This is a genomic window from Halomonas sp. ML-15 (assembly GCF_014779595.1).
In the GTDB taxonomy this organism is placed as follows: Bacteria; Pseudomonadota; Gammaproteobacteria; order Pseudomonadales; family Halomonadaceae; genus Franzmannia.
Genome location: NZ_JACXZT010000019.1, coordinates 1031169 through 1051798, shown reverse-complemented (window position 1 = coordinate 1051798; position 20630 = coordinate 1031169). Strand labels below are relative to the sequence as shown.

The 20630-nt window shown below is 64.6% G+C and carries 17 protein-coding genes; 2 read left to right on the top strand and 15 right to left on the bottom strand.

Translation table 11 applies throughout. The features are described from left to right. Together IEI94_RS16680 and cysM are read right to left on the bottom strand one after the other, a co-directional pair. Nucleotides 1-1392 (bottom strand): methyltransferase domain-containing protein, encoded by a 1392-nt coding sequence (locus tag IEI94_RS16680; RefSeq protein WP_191168387.1) that lies wholly within the window; start codon nt 1390-1392, stop codon nt 1-3. Further along, the gene (cysM, locus tag IEI94_RS16675) at nt 1392-2288 is read right to left on the bottom strand and encodes a cysteine synthase CysM (protein ID WP_191168386.1); all 897 of its coding nucleotides are present in this window, start codon (nt 2286-2288) and stop codon (nt 1392-1394) included. The genes IEI94_RS16680 and cysM overlap by 1 nt, the downstream gene beginning before the upstream one ends. Nucleotides 2289-2406: 118 nt before the next feature. Here cysM and IEI94_RS16670 point away from each other — a divergent pair, with 118 nt between their 5' ends. Further along, nucleotides 2407-5082, top strand: a complete 2676-nt coding sequence (locus IEI94_RS16670) for an ATP-binding protein (RefSeq protein ID WP_191168385.1) — start codon at nt 2407-2409, stop codon at nt 5080-5082. Here IEI94_RS16670 and acpS read toward each other — a convergent pair. The 11 genes from acpS to rpoE form a co-directional block, all read right to left on the bottom strand. Next, complete coding sequence (gene acpS / locus IEI94_RS16665) at nt 5022-5399, bottom strand: holo-ACP synthase (RefSeq protein ID WP_191168384.1); 378 nt, start codon at nt 5397-5399, stop codon at nt 5022-5024. The two genes, IEI94_RS16670 and acpS, sit on opposite strands and share 61 nt — an antisense overlap. Nucleotides 5400-5405: 6 nt before the next feature. Further along, entirely contained in the window at nt 5406-6203 is a 798-nt protein-coding gene (gene pdxJ / locus IEI94_RS16660; protein WP_191168383.1) for a pyridoxine 5'-phosphate synthase, read from the bottom strand. Between the two features lie 63 nt (nt 6204-6266). Then, nucleotides 6267-6980, bottom strand: a complete 714-nt coding sequence (gene recO, locus IEI94_RS16655) for a DNA repair protein RecO (RefSeq protein WP_191168382.1) — start codon at nt 6978-6980, stop codon at nt 6267-6269. A gap of 50 nt (nt 6981-7030) precedes the next feature. Beyond that, entirely contained in the window at nt 7031-7930 is a 900-nt protein-coding gene (gene era / locus IEI94_RS16650) for a GTPase Era (RefSeq protein ID WP_191168381.1), read from the bottom strand. After that, nucleotides 7927-8616: a ribonuclease III gene (rnc, locus tag IEI94_RS16645; RefSeq protein ID WP_191168380.1), complete on the bottom strand. Its 690-nt coding sequence runs from the start codon at nt 8614-8616 to the stop codon at nt 7927-7929. The genes era and rnc overlap by 4 nt, the downstream gene beginning before the upstream one ends. A gap of 103 nt (nt 8617-8719) precedes the next feature. Then, entirely contained in the window at nt 8720-9523 is an 804-nt protein-coding gene (gene lepB, locus IEI94_RS16640) for a signal peptidase I (protein ID WP_191168379.1), read from the bottom strand. 14 nt (nt 9524-9537) lie between these two features. After that, nucleotides 9538-11355, bottom strand: a complete 1818-nt coding sequence (gene lepA / locus IEI94_RS16635) for a translation elongation factor 4 (protein ID WP_191168378.1) — start codon at nt 11353-11355, stop codon at nt 9538-9540. Between the two features lie 181 nt (nt 11356-11536). Next, nucleotides 11537-12964: a DegQ family serine endoprotease gene (locus tag IEI94_RS16630; RefSeq protein ID WP_191168377.1), complete on the bottom strand. Its 1428-nt coding sequence runs from the start codon at nt 12962-12964 to the stop codon at nt 11537-11539. A gap of 112 nt (nt 12965-13076) precedes the next feature. After that, nucleotides 13077-14177, bottom strand: coding sequence for a MucB/RseB C-terminal domain-containing protein (locus tag IEI94_RS16625; RefSeq protein WP_224750170.1), 1101 nt, complete (start codon nt 14175-14177; stop codon nt 13077-13079). 11 nt (nt 14178-14188) lie between these two features. Beyond that, nucleotides 14189-14899, bottom strand: coding sequence for a sigma-E factor negative regulatory protein (locus IEI94_RS16620; protein ID WP_191168376.1), 711 nt, complete (start codon nt 14897-14899; stop codon nt 14189-14191). Nucleotides 14900-15119: 220 nt separating this feature from the next. Further along, nucleotides 15120-15725, bottom strand: a complete 606-nt coding sequence (gene rpoE, locus IEI94_RS16615) for an RNA polymerase sigma factor RpoE (protein ID WP_191168375.1) — start codon at nt 15723-15725, stop codon at nt 15120-15122. Nucleotides 15726-16031: 306 nt separating this feature from the next. Here rpoE and IEI94_RS16610 point away from each other — a divergent pair, with 306 nt between their 5' ends. Further along, on the top strand, nt 16032-17111 hold the full coding sequence (locus tag IEI94_RS16610; protein WP_191168374.1) for a 3-deoxy-7-phosphoheptulonate synthase: 1080 nt from the start codon (nt 16032-16034) through the stop codon (nt 17109-17111). An 81-nt stretch (nt 17112-17192) separates the two neighbouring features. Here the strand turns inward: IEI94_RS16610 and dinG are convergent, their stop codons facing one another. Then, a complete protein-coding gene (gene dinG / locus IEI94_RS16605) occupies nt 17193-19334 on the bottom strand; it encodes an ATP-dependent DNA helicase DinG (RefSeq protein WP_191168373.1) in 2142 nt (713 codons plus the stop codon). 8 nt (nt 19335-19342) lie between these two features. Then, on the bottom strand, nt 19343-20617 hold the full coding sequence (gene rhlB / locus IEI94_RS16600) for an ATP-dependent RNA helicase RhlB (RefSeq protein ID WP_191168372.1): 1275 nt from the start codon (nt 20615-20617) through the stop codon (nt 19343-19345). Between the last annotated feature and the right edge of the window lie 13 nt (nt 20618-20630).

Here is a 20630-nt window from a genome sequence, read left to right as displayed (position 1 = left end):
TCATCCGCTGCGTTCGAACAGCAGCATGGCTTCCAGATGAGCCGTCTGCGCGAACATGTCGGCCACGGCCGCGCGACGTATTCGATAACCACCTTGCACAAGGCGTGCCGCATCCCGCGCCAGGGTGGCCGGATCGCAGGCGATATACAGTAGCTGCGGCACCCTGCTGGCGGCCAACTGGGTGCAGACGGTGTCGGCGCCGTCACGGGGCGGGTCGAGCACCACCAGATTCGGTGCCCAGGCCAGGACCTCGCTCACCGCGGCGGCCTGGTTGAGATCACTCTGGCGCGCCTCGACATTCCCCAGCCCATTGCGTCGGGCGTTGGCGGCCAGCCGTTCAACCATCGCCGGATTGCCCTCCACGCCCAGCACCTCGCCGCCCCGGCAGGCCAGCGCCAGACTCAGGTTGCCCACCCCGGCGTAGAGATCGAGCACGCGCGCCGCGGGGGTCGGCGCGAGCCATGCCAAGGCGGTATCGATAAGGCGCTGGTTGACCGCGGCATTGACCTGCACGAAGTCGCCAGGGGCGAACGTCAGCGCCAGATCATACCCGTCGGCGACAATACGATAGCCCAGCTCGGGCGCCACACTCAGCCACTCTAGCTGTGCCGCCTCGCGCCCTAGCCACCACGCCAGGCTGACGCCCCGTTCGGCCGCAAACGCCTGCCAGCGCTCACGGTCGCCGCTATGCTCGCGAAGCTGGCGCACCACCAGCGTGGCCCCCGCATCACTGTCGATGAGTTCGATGTGCCCGACATGACGCGGCGCCTCGAGGGCCGCCAGTTGGTGGTGCAGCGGCGCCAGCAGCGCCGCCAGCCGTGGTACCAGAATAGTGCACTGATGAATATCGAGCAGGTGATGACTGCCCTTGCCGCGAAAGCCGAGATGGATCGCCCCCTGGGCATCGACCTTGACCCCCAGTCGGGCCCGCCGGCGATAGCCGTGACCGTCTGCCGCCAGCACCTCGGCCGACGCCGGCAGCGCCAGCGCTTCACGTGCCAAGTGCTCGCCAAGCACCGCCAGCTTGTGTTGACGCTGTCCGGCGTCGGCAAGATGCTGCAGGTCGCAGCCGCCGCACTGGCCGAAGTGGCGGCACGCCGGCTCGACGCGCTGGTCGGAGGCCTCGAGCAGCTCGCGCACATGGGCTTCGTCGAAACGCTTGCGCTGTCGATGCACCGCCGGCAAGACCCGCTCGCCGGGCAGCGCACGGTCGATGAACAGCGCCTTGCCGTCGGCGCGGTGCGCCACACCGCGGCCATCGTGAGCGAGGCGCTCGATCACCACGCTATCATCGTCGCCTGACACCACTCGCGATGTGGCCTTGTTGGCCTGGCGCAGCCCCGAGGTGCCCGAGGCCGGACGCGCCGTGCGACGCTTACCGAGCATCGCCATCAGGCCTCCGGTGCATAGAGGCCGGTAGACAGATAGCGGTCGCCGCGATCGCAGACGATAAACGCGATCACCGCATCCTCGACCTGCTCGGCGATACGCAGCGCACCGGCCAGCGCCCCACCGGACGAGACGCCGGCCAGGATACCCTCCTCGCGGGCCAGGCGGCGCATATGCTCTTCGGCCTCCTGCTGGCCAATGTCGAGCACTCGGTCGACCCGAGTGGCATCGAATATCTTCGGCAGATAGGCCTCGGGCCAGCGGCGAATCCCGGCGATGCTGGCACCGTCTTCGGGCTGCAGGCCAACGATCTCCACCGCAGGGTTCTGCTGCTTGAGGTACTCGGAGACGCCCATGATGGTGCCGGTGGTACCCATCGAGCTGACGAAGTGGGTGATAGTGCCGTCGGTCTGCTGCCACAGCTCGGGGCCGGTGGTACGAAAGTGCGCCAGCGGGTTGTCGGGGTTGGCGAACTGGTCCAGTGTCTTGCCTTCACCGCGGGCGATCATGGCATTGGCGACATCGCGGGCCCCTTCCATGCCCTCCTCCCTGGATACCGTGATCAAGGTGGCGCCGAACGCCGCCATCGCCTGTTTACGTTCGCTGGAGGCGTTGTCGGGCATGATCAACGTCATGCGGTAGCCCTTGATGGCGGCCGCCATGGCCAGGGCGATCCCGGTATTCCCCGAGGTCGCCTCGATCAACGTATCGCCGGGATGAATCTCTCCGCGGGCCTCGGCCTGCTGGATCATCGACAGCGCCGGACGGTCCTTGACCGAGCCGGCCGGGTTGTTGCCTTCGAGCTTGGCCAGCAGGGTGTTGTTGCGCCCCGCGGCTATGCGTTTAAGGCGTACCAGAGGGGTGTTACCCACCACATCCTCGAGCGTGGGGAAGTGCATGCGGAGCATCCTTCTCAAAGCGTATGCCACGATTATATCTGTGCCCGTCGGTGGGTGACAGGGATCGACCCGCGCTGTGGCATAATGCCTGGATCAATTTCCGTGCGGACCCATGGCCATGCCGATCAGAACCCGACTGCTGCTGCTGGCGGTCGTCGTGCCACTGGCGCTGATGCTGACCCTGACCCTGATTGCCCTGCTGCACGACAGCCAGGTGCGTCGCGAGGCCCTAGAACAGCGCACCCTGGGCAGCGCTGAGCTGCTGCGCCCCGCCATCGAACACGCCATGCTCGATCACCACAGGAGCTGGCTCCCTGAGCTTCTTCAGCGCCTGCAGGACATCCCCGAGGTGCGCGCCGTCAGCCTGCGCGACGCCGCCGGCACCGCGACCCTGGCGCTGGGACAGCAGCAGCCCGCGCTGAGCGACTACGCCTCGGTTCAGCGGCTCGGCGAGCACGACGGTGACTGGCGGCTGGTGGTTCCCCTCGACGGCGGTGATGCCACGCACTACCTGGATCTCAGCGTTGACACCACCACGCTGAGTCTCGCCTTCTACCGCCATCTGACCGCCGCCGCGCTGGTGTGGCTGGTCTCCGGGCTGCTGCTGTTCCTGCTGACCTATATCGTCTATCGCCGCATCGACCGCCCCATCGAAGAGCTGCAGGAACTGCTGCGTCGCCTCAATGCAGGCGACTATCAACTGCGACTGGCGCGTCGCGGCCCTCCCGAACTGGGACGCCTGGCAGACAGCGTCAACACCCTCTCCGACCACCTCGAGAACGCCCACGAGGATACCCAGCGGCATATCGACCAGACCACCCGCGACCTCCAGGAGTCGATGGAGACCATCGAAATCCAGAATATCGAGCTCGATATGGCCCACCGCCGGGCGCTCGAGGCCAACCGCATCAAGTCGGAATTCCTGGCCAATATGAGCCACGAGATCCGTACCCCGCTCAACGGCATCATCGGCTTCTGCCAGCTGCTCTCCCGCTCGAACCTCGACCCGCGTCAGCGTGAGTGGCTCGAGCATGTCAGCAAGGCCTCGGACAGCCTGCTAGCCTTGATCAACGACATCCTCGACTTCTCCAAGCTCGAGGCCGGCAAGATGGAGCTCGAGTGCGTCAATCTGGATATCCAGGCGCTGATCGACGAGGTGCTGGGGCTGCAGGCGCCCCAGGCCCATCACAAGCAACTGCACCTGCTGGGCCTGGTATACGACGATGTCCCCGAGCAGTTGCAGGGCGATCCACTGCGCATCAAGCAGGTGCTCACCAACCTGGTTCACAATGCCATCAAGTTCACCCAGCAGGGCGAGGTGATCGTCAGGGTAATGCTCGATGACAGCGATACCCAGGGTGTCACCCTCAGAGTCAGCGTCAGCGATACCGGTATCGGCCTCAGTGAAACCGCCTGCCAGCGGCTGTTCCAAGCCTTCAGCCAGGCCAGTGCCAGCGACAGCCGCCACTACGGCGGCACCGGTCTGGGGCTGATGATCTGCCGCCAGCTGGTCGAGCAGATGGGGGGCGAAATCAAGGTGTCGAGCGAGCTCGGTCGTGGTTCGACGTTCACTTTCACACTGCCGCTGCAGGCCCAGCGACTCGATCCAAGGCCTCCTGAGCTGACCCTCGGTGGTCTGCGGGTTGCCTTCGACGAAGCCCATCCGGCGACGCGCCACGCCATCGCCCACCTGCTCGAGGAGTGGGGGGCCCATCTGGTCGATATGCAGACCGACAGCCCCCCTGACCTGCTGATTGCCGGACTCCCCTATGAAGACCTGGCGCCAGCGCGCCTGGCCAGTTGGCAGGCGTGCCTCGACGCCAGCCGCTGCCCCTGCATTCTGCTGGTACAAGCGGGCCCACTGGAACTGCCCGACCTGCACCTGCCGCATGGAGGTGAACTGCTCAGTCGGCCGCTGTCGCGCCGGGCACTGGCCGCCAGCATCGAGCGCTTGATCTCGCCTCGTGCGCTGCCGCCCCTCCCTGCCGACCAGCCACAGGCGCGCTTGCTGGTGGTGGACGACAACAGCGCTAATCGTCGCCTGCTGGAAGCCATGCTCGAGGATCTGGGCCTGGGTGCCCAACTGGCCGCCAGCGGCGAAGAGGCCCTGGCTCTGGGGCAGAGCGAACACTTTGATCTGGTACTGATGGATATCCGCCTACCGGGGATGGACGGCATCGCCACCACTCAGGCGCTGCGCCGGCTCGACGCACAGTGGCGCGACTGTCCGGTGGTGGCGGTTACCGCCCATGCCATGCAGGAGGAGCGCCAGCGGCTGCTGAGCAGCGGACTCCAGGAGGTATTGATCAAGCCGGTCGACCACGACGCCCTGCATGAGCTGATCAAGCGTCGATTGGCCTTCGCCGAGCGCCCCGTCACCAAGGCGCCGGCGGCGATGCAGGATGAACTGGCAGTGGTCGACCTTGCGCTTGGCACCCAGTTGGCTGCCGGGCGTGAAGCCCTCGCCCGCGAGACGCTGATGCTACTGATCGACAGCCTTGACGCCAGCGAAGCCGCATTGCGCAGCGCTTGGCAGGCCGGCAACGAGGAGGCATTTCTCGACGCCATCCACGCCCTCAACGGCGCCTGTCGCTACTGCGGGGTGCCGCAGCTGGCACTGCTCGCCGAGACCCTCGAGACACGCCTGCGTAGCCGCGGCCTGGCCGATGTGGCCCCGCTACTCGACGACCTCTATGCCGCCATGGCACGTCTCGCCGACTGGCGTCACCGGCTTCAGCCCTCCAGCACCACGAACGCCAGCGCCAGCCCATCGTCGTCCGAGAGCGACAGGTGAAGCGTCGCCACCCCGGCGGCCTCGGCTTGCTCCCGTGCCCGCCCCGCCAGCACCAGTGACGGCCGTCCCAGGGCATCGTTGGCCACTTCGATCTCCGTCCAGCGCATGCCCTGGCGCAGCCCGGTACCGAGGGCCTTGACGAAGGCTTCCTTGGCGGCAAAGCGCTTGGCAAGAAAGGCCGCCGGCTGCGGGTGCTGATGATAGCGGGACAGCTCGGAGGGTCCCAGCAGACGCCGTGCGAAGCGCTCGCCGTGGCGCGCCATGGCGGCCGCAAAGCGATCAATTCGCGCCAGGTCGGTGCCGATTCCCAGGATCATTGGGAATCAGCCGTGCTGGTGATCATGGGCATGGTCGTGGTCGTACTCATCCAGAGCCGCAATCAGCCCCGCCTCCTGACCTGCGATGACCAGGCGCTTCATCTCGGCTACCGCTTCCTTGAGCCCCACGAACAGCGCGCGGGCGATGATCGCGTGGCCAATATTGAGTTCATGAATACCCCCGATGGCGGCGATGGCCTCGACGTTGTGGTAATGCAGCCCATGGCCGGCATTGACGGTCAGGCCCAGCTCCAGGGCCATCTCGGCCGCTGCCGCGATCCGCGCATGCTCATGCCTGGCCGCCTGGCCGCTAGCCTCGGCGTAGGCGCCGGTGTGCAGTTCGATGACCGGTGCCCCGGCCCTGGCGGCGGCCTCGATCTGCTGCGGTTCGGGATCGATGAACAGCGACACCTCACAGCCTGCGGCGGCCAGGCGACGGCAGGCAGCCTGCACCGCCTCGAAGCCCCCGACCACGTCCAACCCGCCCTCGGTGGTCAGCTCTTCACGCTTCTCCGGCACCAGACAGACGTGGGCCGGGCGCACCTCCTCGGCCAGGCGCAGCATCGTGTCGGTGACGGCCATCTCGAGGTTCATGCGCGTATTGAGGGTCTCGGCCAACAGCCGCACATCGCGCTCCTGGATATGCCGGCGATCCTCACGCAGATGCACCGTGATCCCATCGGCACCGGCCTCCTCCGCCAGCAGCGCGGCCTGCAGCGGATCCGGGTAGCGAGTACCGCGGGCCTGACGCAGGGTCGCGATATGATCGATATTGACGCCGAGCTGGATTCGAGGCGCATGCATGAGGGATCTCCACGCTTTAAAAGGATTGGGCATCCACCGCCGCAAGCGGCAGTGTTGAATGCATCAGGATGACGCGACGCGGCGGCGCGCCGCAAGACGCTGCATCAGCTCTCGCGAGCGCAGCGGCCGAGTGCCCAGCAGCGGCGCCAGCGCCGCCCGGGTCAGCACCTTGGCGGGGCCAGCCAGCCCCGCCTCTCCCCACTGGCCACTGGCCAGCAGGCGCAGGGTGCGCCCATCGAGCCCCTGGCTGCCACCCGGCGGTAGCGCCTCGAAGGCACGCGTCTCGGCGCGGTATACATAGCGTCGCTGGGGGTCCAGTTCGCCATCGGCCAGATCGCGAAACAGCGGCTCGGCATCCAGCAGCTCGAGCAGCGCCAGCTCCAGCCGACGCAGCGCACTAGCTCTCGCCTCAGGCCGCGGCAGGGCCTCGAGGGTCGCGCTGTAGAAGGCGAACACCTCGCCTGCCGGCAGCTCCAGCGGCATCACCCGGGTCAGCAGCTCGTTGGCATAGAGACCACACAGCAGTCCTTCGCCAGCCAGCAGCGCCGCGCTGCCAGTGCTCTCCATCAGCCGCAGGCGCTTGAGCTCGCCGCTGCCTACCCAAGTCACGTGTAGCGGCGCGAACGGCTGCAGACGTCCCCGCGAGCGGCTCCCCGGGCGCTGCACGCCCTGGGCCACGGCTCTTACCCGGCCATGGGCCAGCGTCAGCAGGTCGACCAGCGCACTGGTCTCGCGATAGGGGCGCTTGTGAAGCAGAAAGGCCGGTTCGGGCTGCATTTTGTATCTGTCCTGGAATGCGTACAAACCTCGTCGAGCGCAGACACGCCTCAGTCCAGGTGATACCCCAGGCTCTTCAGCGCGCGTTCGTCATCCGACCAGCCACGCTTGACCTTGACCCACAGGTTGAGCATCACCTTGCAACCAAGCGCGCGCTCCATATCGAGCCGCGCCTCACGGCCAATGCTCTTGATGCGCTCGCCGTTCTCGCCGATCAGGATCTTTTTCTGACCCTGACGCTCGACCAGGATCAGCGCGCTTATATGAGTGACACGATCGGTCTCGCGGAACTCCTCGATCTCCACGGTCATCTGGTACGGCAGCTCGTCGCCGAGTTGGCGCATGACCTTCTCGCGCACCAGCTCGGCGGCCAGGAAGCGCTGGGAGCGGTCGGTCACCTGGTCGTCGGGGTAGTAGTGAACGCTCTCCGGCAAGTGCTTGGCGACCTCGGCCTCGAGTTCCGGCACATTGCTGCCGTGCTTGGCCGATAGCGGCAGTATTGCCGCGAAGTCGCGCTTGGCGCCAACCTCCTCGAGCCACGGCAGCAGACTGGCCTTGTCCTCCAGCCAATCGACCTTGTTGACGGCGAGAATCACCGGCGCCTTGACGTGGGTCAGCTTGTCGAGCACCACCTGGTCTTCGGGCATCCAGCGGGTGCGGTCGACGATAAACACCACACAGTCGACGTCGCGCAATGCCTGACTGGCCGCCTGGTTCATAAAGCGATTGATCGCCTTGTTACGATCCTTGGACATGATATGCATGCCGGGGGTATCGACGTAGATGATCTGGTCATCACCTTCGCTCTTGATACCCATCACCTGATGGCGCGTGGTCTGCGGGCGCCGCGAGGTGATGGAAATCTTCTGTCCCAGGATACGATTCATCAGCGTCGACTTGCCGACGTTGGGGCGGCCGACAATGGCCACGAATCCACAGCGCTGCGTCATGCTCGCCCTCCTCGTGGTTCGAGCAGCACCAGCGCCTTCTCGGCGGCCTGCTGCTCGGCATGGCGGCGGCTCGAGCCGACACCGACGGTGGCGGACTCGAGCATCTCCACCTGGCATTCGATGGTGAAGGTCTGGGCATGAGCCTCGCCCTCCACCGACAGTACCTCATAGCGCGGCAGCGGAGACTGCCGGGACTGCAGAAATTCCTGCAGCCGGGTCTTGGGGTCCTTCTGGGTATCCTGCAGGTCGATGGCTTCGAGACGCAGCGCGTACCACGACAGCACCCGTGCCTTGGCCACGTCCATACCGGCATCCAGATAGATAGCGCCAATGACCGCCTCGACGGCGTCGGCGAGGATAGAATCACGCCGATGGCCACCACTCTTCATCTCGCCGGATCCGAGTCGCAGACACTCGCCGAGATCGAACTCTCTGGCCAGCTCGGCCAGCGTCTGGCCCTTGACCAGTTGCGCGCGAAGCCGCGACAGCTGGCCCTCTCGCGCATCGGGGAAGCGGCGAAACAGCGCTTCGGCGATCACGAAATTGACGATCGAGTCACCGAGAAACTCGAGGCGCTCGTTGTTCTGCCCGCCGTAACTGCGGTGGGTCATGGCCAGCTCCAGCAGACCGAGGTCGGCGAACGCATGGCCGACCCGGCGGCTAAAACCATTCAAGGGGTTACTCACGAAACTCCTGCTCTTTGTTGTGTCCTGATAACAATGAATAGCCCGATGCACGACTTCTCGCCATGCATCAGGCCTTGTAGTTGGCGCCAGCGATCACAAAACGTCAGTGAATGCGGCGCATCGAACTGAAGCTGGGCAATCCGCCATCCCAGTGCATCCATACCGCAAACGCCTTGCCGACGATATTTTCCTCCGGCACGAAGCCCCAGTAGCGGCTGTCATTGGAGTGATCACGGTTGTCACCCATGGTGAAATAGTGCCCTTCTGGCACCTCCAGCTCGCGCATCTGCGGCCCGGGGTCGCGGGGATTGTTGTAGATCTGATGGGCCTGCTCGCCGAGCAGCTCCTCAAGCAGCTCTTCGCCGGGCTGCTCGCTGGGGTCGGTCTCGAGCAGAGTGTTCGGCACCCGCTCGCCGTTGACGTAGAGCTCCTTACCCTCATAGCGGATGCTGTCGCCCGGCAGCCCCACCACGCGCTTGATGAAGTTGATCGATGGCTCCTGGGGGAAACGGAACACCATTACGTCGCCGCGCTCGGGCTCGTTAAACTCCGCGACCCGGGTGTGCAACACCGGCAAGCGCAGGCCATAGGTAAACTTGTTGACGAGGATGAAATCCCCCACTTCCAGCGTCGGGCGCATCGAGCCCGAGGGGATCTGAAACGGCTCGACCACGAAGCTCCTCAGCACCAGCACCACCAGCAGCACCGGAAAGAACGAACGCGAGTAGTCCACCGGCCACGGCTCGCGCGCCAGTTTGCGCCGCGTGGCATCGTCCAGGCCATCGCCGCTCTCTGCTTCCACCGCTGCCAGGCGCGCGCGCCGCGCACGCCCCCACCACACCACATCCAGCAACCAGACCACACCGGTGACCGCTACGGCCACCACCAGCAACAGCGAAAAATCCATGCCTATCCTCGTCCCTAGTCATTCACCTTGAGCACGGCGAGGAAGGCATCCTGGGGAATTTCCACCTTGCCTACCTGCTTCATGCGTTTCTTGCCTGCTTTCTGCTTCTCGAGCAGCTTCTTCTTGCGGCTTACGTCGCCACCATAACATTTGGCAGTGACGTTCTTGCGCAGCGCCTTGACGGTGGAGCGTGCCACCACCTGACCACCAATAGCGGCCTGGATCGCCACGTCAAACATCTGGCGTGGAATCAGCTCTTTCATCTTCTCGACCAGCAGACGTCCGCGGCCGTGGGCATGATCGCGGTGAATGATCGCCGCCAGGGCATCGACCTTGTCACCGTTGATCAGCACGTCGAGACGCACCAGCTTGGCCGCCTCGAAACGTTCGAAGCTGTAGTCCAGCGAGGCGTAGCCCTTGGAGATCGACTTCAGGCGATCGAAGAAGTCCATCACCACTTCCGACATCGGCAGCTCATAGACCAGCTGGATCTGGTTACCGAGGAACTGCATATCGAGCTGGGTGCCGCGGCGCTGCTCGCACTCGGAGATAACGTTGCCGACGTACTCCTGAGGCACCAGGATACTGGCGCGTACGACCGGCTCGCGCATCTCGTCGACATTGGCCATGTCGGGCAGCTTGGACGGATTGGAGACGTAAGATACCTCACCGTTGTCCATGACCAGCTCATAGACCACGGTCGGCGCCGTGGTCAGCAGGTCGATGTCGTACTCGCGCTCGAGACGCTCCTGGATGATCTCCATGTGCAGGGTGCCGAGGAAGCCGACCCGGAAGCCGAAGCCCAGGGCGTCGGAGTTTTCCGGCTCGTACCTGAGGGAGGCGTCGTTCAGCGCCAGCTTCTCGAGTGCGTCGCGGAAATCCTCGTAGTCGTCGGCGCTGACCGGAAACATGCCGGCATAGACCTGCGGCTTGACCTTCTGGAAACCCGGCAGCCGCGGCACGTCAGGCGTCTTGGTATGGGTGATGGTATCGCCCACCGGGGCGCCCTGGATCTCCTTGATGCCGGCCACCACGAAGCCTACCTCGCCCGCACGCAGCACGCCGGTCTCCTTGCGCAGCGGCGTGAACACCCCGACCTCGTTGACCTGCCAGTCACGGCCGGTGGAGTTGATGCGAATCTTCTCGCCTTTCTTCAGCGTGCCGTCGAACAGACGCACCAGCGATACCACGCCCAGGTAGTTATCGAACCAGGAGTCGACGATCAGCGCCTGCAGCGGCGCATCGGGATCGCCCTTGGGCGGCGGGATATCGCGCACCAGGCGCTCGAGCAGCGCCTCCATGCCCAACCCACTCTTGGCCGAGACCTGGCAGGCGTCGGTGGCGTCGATGCCGATGATCTCCTCGATCTCCTGGGCCACCTTGTCGGGGTCGGCCTGGGGCAGGTCCATCTTGTTGAGCACCGGCAGCACCTCGAGCCCCTGCTCCACGGCGGTGTAGCAGTTGGCCACCGACTGCGCCTCGACGCCCTGGGCGGCATCTACCACCAGCAGCGCCCCTTCACAGGCGTAGAGCGAGCGCGAGACCTCATAGGAGAAATCGACGTGCCCGGGGGTGTCGATGAAGTTGAGCTGGTAGGTGTTGCCATCCTCGGCGTGGTAGTCGAGGGTTACCGACTGCGCCTTGATGGTGATGCCCCGCTCGCGCTCGATATCCATCGAATCGAGCACCTGCTCCTTGAGCTCACGGTCGCTCAACCCGCCGCAGATCTGGATGATCCGGTCGGAGAGCGTGGACTTGCCGTGGTCGATATGGGCGATGATCGAGAAGTTGCGGATATGCTTGAGCTTGTCGTGGGACACGTCGTTGGCCATCGAGTCAGTTCTGCCTTTCAAGAAATCGGCGTGCGCGCCAGGACGGTACTATCGAAGCCACTATTTCGAATAGGGAGGGTCGACAGGAGGGCAGCAGGCGCATGCCGGTGAGCAAATTGCGCTCATTGTACCGGCATGCGCCTGGCAGGAACAGCGAAGCCGCGCCGGCTTCGCTGTTGGCTTACTCGCTGGCGTCGAGACGCAGCGCCACGAACAGCGAGCGGCCGTCGCGATAGAGGCGCATCGGCACGGCACGATCGCTGTCGATGCCCTCGACCACCTCGAGCAGCTGCTGGGGCGAATCGATGGTCTGCTGATCCAGCGAAACGATGACGTCTCCAGGACGAATGCCCGCCGCTGCCGCGGCACCTTGCGGGTCGACCTCGCGAACCTGCACGCCTCCCTCTATGTCGAGACGCTCGCGATCGGCAGCATCCAGCTCGATCACGCTGAGCCCAAGCCGCGCCTGGCGGTCGCTTACGTCTTCCTCGGCGGCGCGTTCCTCACCGTTGGCGTCCGGCCAGCGGCCCACGGTGACGCCCTGCGTGCGCTGCTCGCCGTCACGCATCAGGATCAACTCGACGTCATTGCCAGGACTGACCCGGCCAATCAGACGCGGCAGGGTGGTCGAAGACTCTACCTCTTCGCCGTCGACCTCGAGGATCACGTCCCCGGCCCTCAAGCCACTCTGGGCAGCGGGGCCTTCAGGATCGAGATCGGCGATCAGCGCACCGCTCGGGCTATCCATACCGAACGACTCGGCCAGATCCCGCGACACCGGCTGAATCACCACACCCAGCCAGCCACGGCTGACGCGTCCGTCATCGCGCAGCTGATCGGCGATATCCATTGCCACGCTGATCGGGATCGCAAACGAAACGCCCATGAAACCGCCACTGCGGGTGAATATCTGCGAGTTGATGCCGACCACTTCACCGTCGAGGTTGAACAGCGGCCCACCGGAGTTACCCGGATTGATAGCCACGTCGGTCTGAATAAAGGGCACGTAGGCATCCCGCGGCAGGGTGCGATTGATGGCACTGACGATGCCCGCAGTCACCGAGTGATCGAAGCCGAACGGCGAACCGATAGCGGCTACCCACTCGCCGACGCGCAGGTGGTCGGAGTTGCCTATGGTCAGAGTCGGCAGGCCCTCGACATCGACCTTGAGCAGCGCCACGTCGGTCTGACTGTCGGCGCCGATCAGCTCGGCCTCGAGCTCACGGCGATCATTGAGTCGCACCAGAATCTCGTCGGCGCCATCGACCACATGGGCATTGGTCAGGATGTAACCATCCTCGCTGATGATAAAGCCGGAGCCCAGCGACTGACGCTCCTGGCCACGCCCACGTCCCTGTCCAGGCGGACTGGGGAACTGATCGCCAAAGAAGTGGCGGAAGATCTCGGGGATATCCTGCCCCCCAGGGCCACCGAACTGCTGGCTACGCGACGGCACCTCGCGGGTACTGGCGATATTGACTACCGCGGGGGCAGCCTCCTCCACCAGCTCGGTAAAGTCGGGCAGGCTGCGAGCCTGGGCGGATTGCCAAGCAAAGGCGGCAATTATCAACAACAACCACAGCGAAAGATGTCGTGTCGTGCGTTCCATTAGGATGCTCCTGCGACGGCGTTGAAACACTCAGTGCGGATGTAACGAGCGTAGCGCCAGGCATGGCGATACGCGGGGAGGTAGTAGCTTGTGGCGTCTGAGCAGCGCAGCGTCACGGCGGCGGCTCCTGGGCGACATCATCATCATCGACCGCCACACGCTCGGGCCGCCACTCGACCTGCTCGGCAATCTGCAACAGCACCTGTGGCGGCAGCTCGCCCATGGCGACGATCTGCATGGTCTGGCCGCCGATATCAGCATGGCGCACCGCCGCATAGGAGATGCCCAGGCGATGCATCCCCGGCGACAGCACCTGACCGTCGGCATCCAGCGGCTCGACGAACAGACTCAAGCTCGACAGCCCGTCGCTGAACAGGCGGTGCCCTACGGCATCATCGTGCACGCTGCTGCGCGTCGATACCGGCTGCGGCGCATAACCCGGCGGCAACCAACCCGGCATCCAGGGATCCGGCGGCGCTTGGCGAAGCTTGTCGAGGCGCACATGACCGTCGTGCAGTCGAGCCCGCTCGAGATCGGTGATCTGAAAGGTTTCGAGTACGCGTCCGCTATCGTCCAGCAACAGCTGCTTGAGCGGCAGTGCCGTGGCACGGTCCAGCCACAGCCTGTGCCCATAGCGCATGCTGTCCAGAGGCTCGATATCCAGTCGCACCGCGTAGCGGCCGGCGATGCGCTCCTCGCCATCGAGCCGCAGCCGATAGTGGTCACTCAGGTGAGTCATGATCGCAGTGGGCGAGGCCGGCACCTCACTGCCCTCCTCGGCCCAACCACCACGGCCAATGCTGCCACGCCGTTCGAAAACCCGAGGCGGACCGTCGAGGAACTGCGCCACCTCGCGCTCGACGCCGTCTACCACCTCGTGGGACAGCGCCAGGGTGCGTATCCCGTCACTGCTGATGCGAACCGCCCTGGCGTGGAAGATATAACAGTGATTGGCCCAAAGACTGAATTCGAACCAGCCTTCAGGAGATTCCGGCGCTGCCACGCCATCGAGCACCGTGCAATCGAAACCGGCGTCACTGTCCCAGGCAGCGGCGAGGGCCTCCTGACCGGAGGGTTCATCGGCGACAACTGCGCTCGGCAACCACATCAGCGCAACGAAGGCTGCGGCCAGCGACGGGCCACAGCGACGAAAAGAGGCTATCAGCGAACAGCGCTGCACCGATCGCAGCGGATGACGGAAATACGCGGTCATCCCAGCCCCCATCAGCGCTGGCCCAGGGTCTCGGTTCCCGACGCGCGCAGCAGCGGCATCCAGGCATCCCCGCTACGATAGGTCGCACCCTCGGCATGGCGATCGAGATAGGATTGCAGCAGCTGCGCCTGCTCCTGATCCCCACGCTGAGACTGCCGAGAGCTGGGCGCCATGAACATCGGCATCTCCGCGGACGCGCCGACGGTCATGATGCCGCTGCTGCCCCCTTGGGCAGGCGACTGAAACATCGGCAGATCGACCAGCGATGGGCGGGAAGCTTGTGCCCCCGTATTGCCAGCGGATGCAGGAACGGCCTGGGCCGCACCTTGGGCGCCACTACCACCGGCCAGAGCCGGCTGGCTGGCCGCACCGTCGCTATCGCCACCGTGGTAGACCTGTACCCCGGTGATCACCATCAGCGATACGGCAGCCGCAATCGCGGCACTGCTGGAAAACGACAGGCCGCTGCGCTTGCGCGTCGACGGCTGTTCGACCACCGGCAGCGGTTCCTCCGCGATCTTCGCCATGATACCTGCAGAGAGGTCGGTGCTGACATCGACATCACGATCACGCTGCATGAGGCTGCGGGCCAAGTGATAGCGACGCCAAGCGTCAGCATCATCGCCTTGACCGTCGAGTGACTTGAGCACGCGACGCACCTCGAGCTCATCACCTTCATTGTCCATCAGCGCGGACAACGACTCTCGTGCATGTTGATTCATTACTTACACCCTCATCCTCGACAGGGCCTGACGCCCATTAGTCAGTAGAATCCTTGAAGCCGTACCAAGAACACTTCATTTGAGCCTGGCAGCAGGCTCGCAACGTTGAACGCTGGTTGCGGCGCTGACCCGTCATGCAACTGCCCCTCGGGAAGCGCCAATGGCGACCACCCTTGTGACGTCATCAGTCGCCAACAGTTCAGCGGCGGGCACGAAAAACTCACTCATGGATCATGTCCTGCGTGCGCGACGTGGTCATCAGCGGCTGGATATGCTTATCCACCGCTTCGCGGGCACGGAAGATTCGCGAACGCACGGTGCCCACCGGACAGTTCATGATGTTGGCGATATCTTCATAGGAGAGCCCATCGAATTCACGCAGCGTAATCGCGGTGCGCAGATCCTCTGGCAGATTCTCGATGGCCTCGAAGACGGCAGCCTCCAACTGATCACGCGCGATGACCGCCTCCGGCGTCTCGGTGTCGGACAAGCGGCCGCTGTGATCGACAATCTCAGCATCGACGATGTCCAGGTCGCTACCCGGCGGGCGACGCCCGCGCGAGACCAGGTGGTTCTTGGCCGTATTGATGGCGATACGATACATCCAGGTATAGAAGGCACTCTCGGCGCGAAATTTGCCCAGCGCACGGTACGCCTTGATGAACGCCTCCTGAGCCACATCATGCACCTCGGCATGATCGTGCACATAGCGGCCGATCAGGCCGATGATCTTGTGCTGGTACTTCTTTACCAGAAGATCGAAGGCCCGGTTGTCGCCCTGCTGAGCACGCTCGACGAGTTGCTGGTCGGTTTCCCTTGTGCCCATTCAACCCCTCCCCGACCGGGAGGGCATCGCGGGGGGGGAGTCAGACAGTGCCAGCACAGCGGCGGTAAAAGCGAATCTGATAATCATGGCGTCAACCTGGGCCCTGTCAGGCAAGTGTGATGGTTACCCGTAAGTGTTCCTGTTTATTGGCATTCCATCAAGCAGGGGCTGCCGACCTCAACGACCCGCTGTGACCGAAACCACGCGCTGGAGTTCCATCTCAGCGTTGATTTTTCACGCCTCGCCGGGCGATAGTAGGGCCACACTTTGCATATTCCACGCGTGAACCACGTCACAGGTAGCGGCATGTCACAACAGCAGGTCAACAACCTCAACGTCCTGGCCCAGGACGTTCTCATCACCCCCGATGCGCTGAAGCAGGAAATCCCGCTCACCGAAGGCGCCGAGCGCACCGTTATCGAGGGGCGCGACACCATTCAACGCATCCTCGACGGCAGTGACCCGCGCCTGCTGGTGGTGGTCGGCCCTTGCTCGATCCACGACGTGGACGCCGCACTGGATTATGCTCGCCGGCTACGCCGCCTGGCAGATCAGGTCAAGGACAGCCTGTATATCGTGATGCGCGTCTACTTCGAGAAACCGCGCACCACGGTGGGCTGGAAGGGATTGATCAACGACCCGCACCTCAACGGCTCCTTCGAAATCCAGGAAGGCCTGCATATCGCTCGCCAGTTGCTGGTGGATCTGGCCGAGATGGGGCTGCCGCTGGCCACCGAGGCGCTCGACCCGATCTCCCCGCAGTACCTGCAGGACTGCATCAGCTGGTCGGCGATCGGCGCACGCACCACCGAATCCCAGACCCACCGTGAGATGGCCTCCGGCCTGTCGTGCCCGGTGGGCTTCAAGAACGGCACCGACGGCAGCCTCGACGTGGCGGTCAACGCCCTGCAGTCGGTGGCCCATCCGCACAACTTCCTGGGCATCGATCAGGCCGGCCAGGTGGCGATCATCCGCACCCGCGGCAACGCCTACGGCCACGTGGTGCTGCGTGGCGGCAACGGCAAGCCCAACTATGACAGCGTCAGCGTGGCGCTGGCCGAGCAGGAGCTGACCCGCGCCGGCATCAAGCCAAATATCATGGTCGACTGCTCCCATGCCAACTCCAACAAGGATCCTGCGCTGCAGCCGCTGGTAATGGAGAACGTCACCAACCAGATCCTCGAAGGCAACCGCTCGATTATCGGCCTGATGGTCGAATCGCACATCGGCTGGGGCAGCCAGAAGATCCCGGAGGATCACACTCAGCTCAAGTACGGTGTATCGGTTACCGATGCCTGCATTGACTGGGATGCCACCGTTGAGGCCTTCACCTCCATGAACGATAAGCTCAAGCCGGTGCTGGCAGCGCGTACCCAGGCCGCCTGAGGAAACACTGCATAAAGCACGCCCTGACACCCACAGCGCCCGCCGGATGGCGGGCGCTGTCGTTTGTGGTATCGCTAGCGATCAGGGCAGCTGTGCCACACCGTCGATCTCGCGACTGAAGGGGGGGAGCGCATCGAGCAGCGCGCGCCCGTAGCGCCGTGTCAGCACGCGGCGGTCGAGCAGCGTGATGCGACCGCTGTCCTGCTCCTTGCGGATCAATCTTCCGCACGCCTGCACCAGCTTGATCGAGGCGTCAGGCACGCTGATGCGCATAAAGGGATTGCCGCCACGGCTCTCGATCCACTCCGCCAGGGTCGCACCTACCGGGTCGTCGGGCACCGAGAACGGCAGCCGAGTGATCACCACATGCGTCAGATAGTCCCCGGGCAGGTCGATGCCCTCGGCGAAGCTTGCCAGGCCGAAGATGATACTGCCCTTGCCGGCGTCGACCCGGGCCCGGTGGCGCTCGATCAGCTCGCGCTTGGGCAGCCGGTCCTGGGCCAGCACCCGCTCGGCCAGCATCTTGGGTAGCGCCTTCTCCACCGCACGCAGCTGAGCCCGCGACGAGAACAGCATCAGCACCGCCTCGCGGTGGTCCAAGCCGGCAACGAAATCGATGATTGATTGCTCATGGACCTCGCGATTGCTGGGGTCCACCGCTTCACGGGGCACGCTGAGCACCGCTCGCGAGTAGTCGAAGGGACTCGGCAAGCGCTGATAACGGTAGCGGTTGGCCAACCCTGCCCGCTCCTGCAGCCGCTCGAAGCGTCCCAGTGCGGTGAGTGTGGCTGACGTCACCACCGCACCATAGCAGCTGCCCCACAGCGTGCGCGCCAGCGTATGCGCAGCAGACACCGGGCTCGCCGAATAGACCAGCTCGGGCTCTCCGGCCACAGGTTCGAAGGTCAGCCAACGCGCCCGCGGCGGCTCGGCCGGGTCATCCTCCTCGCTCATCGTCAGCCATAGCGCATGAGCCTCCAGGGCACGACCGTGCAACAGCGCGATCAGCGGCAGCCATGGCTCAGCCTGCTCCTTGGGCAGCCCGGTGTGCTTTTCCGGGTCGAGGCTCTCGCGCAGGATATCGGCCATACTCTCGAGATTGCGCGCCAGTGTGGCAAACACCACCACCAGCGCACTCGCCTGCTCGCGCAGCGCCAGCGGCGCACGCCCCATCTCGAAGCGGTGATGGCGGCTCTCGTCGCCACTGCCTTGGGGCAGCTCAGCGAGCTGGTGACCCAGCGCCATGATCTCGCCCAGCCGCGGCTCGATAGCGGCAATGGCCTCGGGAAACCCGGCCAACAGCCGGGCCAGCGTGGGCTGCACGGCCAGCGCCGCATTCAGTTCGGTGAGCGATTTCTTGAGCGTTCTCAACCAGCGCAGCGCGCCGTTGACGGCAAAACGGTGCGTGAAGTGCTCCACCGCTTTATCCGGCAGATGATGACCCTCATCGAAGACGTAGATGCAATCGGCAGGCTTGGGCAGCACCATGCCACCACCCAGCGACAAGTCGGCCAGCACCAGGTCATGGTTGGCGACAATGATGTCGGCGCTATCGAGGTGACGGCGTGCGCGAAAGAAGGCGCAGGCGTTGAAGTGGCCACAGCGTCGATTGGTGCACTGGCGATGGTCGGTGGTCAGCCGCCGCCACTGTGGATCGGCGATGGCCTCTGGCCAGCTGTCGCGATCACCGGCCCAGCGACCGCTGCCGTAGGCTTCGGCGAGCGACTTGACCAGGGCATGAAAGTCATCGCCGTCGCGCGATTCGAGGGCCTGCTCGAACAGCGATAGCGTCGGGTTGTCTTCGGCGCCGTCGAGGACTTTCTCGAGATTGGCCACGCACAGGTAGCGGCCGCGCCCCTTGGCCAGGGCATAGTCAAACGTGAGCCCGCTGTGGGCCTTGAGCGAGGGCAGGTCCTGATGCAGCACCTGCTCCTGCAGCGCCACCGTGGCCGTCGAAATCACCAGCCGCTTGCCGCGCGCCTGGGCCACCGGCAAGGCCGCCAGCAGATAGGCCAGGGTCTTGCCGGTGCCGGTGCCCGCCTCCAGCACGCAGACGTGCTCGTCGCTGACCCGCTTGCCGCTGTCGTCGGCTTGAATGCCGGCCAGGGTGCGGGCGATCTCGGCGATCATCAGCCGTTGACCGTAGCGCGGCGTCAGCTCGAGGCCCTCGAGCACGCGGCGATAGGCGGTCTGGATATCGCCTTTCAGGGCCTCATCGAGCATGGTGGCGCCTATAGCATACCTGCAGGGGGGTGCTCACAAGGCAGCTTGTCGTTGATGTAGCGCTCGATCTCGGGCAGTGAGAAGGCGTCTTCTTCGCCGACGAAGCTGATCGATACGCCCTTGGCACCGGCGCGACCGGTGCGGCCAATGCGGTGCACATAGTCTTCCGGATCTTCCGGCAGGGTGTAGTTGATCACATGGCTGACGTCGTCGATATGAATGCCACGCCCGGCCACGTCGGTGGCCACCAGCACCTGCACCTCGCCTTCACGGAAACGCTCGAGGGTCTTGATGCGCTGGGCCTGGGGCACATCGCCGGACAGCATCGCCACGTTGACATCGGCCTTCCTGAGCAGCTCGTCGAGCTTACGCACCAGGTCGCGGCGGTTGCCGAACACCATCACGCGCTCAAAACTCTCCTGCTTGAGCAGGTTGATCAGCAGCCGCTGCTTGTCGTCGTCGCCGACCATGTAGACGCGCTGATCGATGTCGGCGGCGTTCTCCACCGTGACCTCGATCTCCACGTGGGCCGGGCTCTCGGTCCACTGGCTGGCCAGATTGAGGATGTCTTCGGTGAAGGTGGCCGAGAACAGGAAGGTCTGACGCTCCTCTTTCTTCGGCGTATGACGAATGATGCGCTTGACGTCGGGAATGAACCCCATCGACAGCATGCGATCGGCTTCGTCGAGCACCAGCACTTCGACCTGGGTAAGATCGACGTCGCGCTTCTCATGGAAATCGAGCAGCCGGCCCGGTGTCGCCACCAGGATATCCAGGTTCTTGCCCAGATTGTCGCGCTGCTTCTGGTAGTCCATTCCGCCGACCACGCTTGCCACGTTGAGGTCGGTGAAGCGCGCCAGTGCCTTGGCATCCTTCTCGATCTGCAGTGCCAACTCGCGGGTCGGGGCAACGATCAACGCCCGCGGCGCACCGGCTTTCTGGCCGTTCGGCGTTTCCTCCTCGAGGAAGTAGGCAAGAATCGACATCAGGAATGCCGCGGTCTTGCCGGTACCGGTCTGGGCCTTGCCGACGATGTCGCCGCCAAGCAGGGTCTGCGTCAGCGCTTCGGCCTGAATCGGCGTGCAGTACTCGAAGCCCAGGGCATGGATCGCGCGCATCAGCGGCAGCGGCAGATCGAAGTCGTGGAAGCGCCACTTGCCCGCCACCGGCGGGACCTGGAACTGACGCAGATCCCAGCTGGATTGCGACTTGCGCGGCTTGCGGCGACGACGCTTGGGCTTGCGGTTCTGGGCCGGTGCGGTGGTCTTTTCCGACTCGCTCATAGGCTGTGATTCT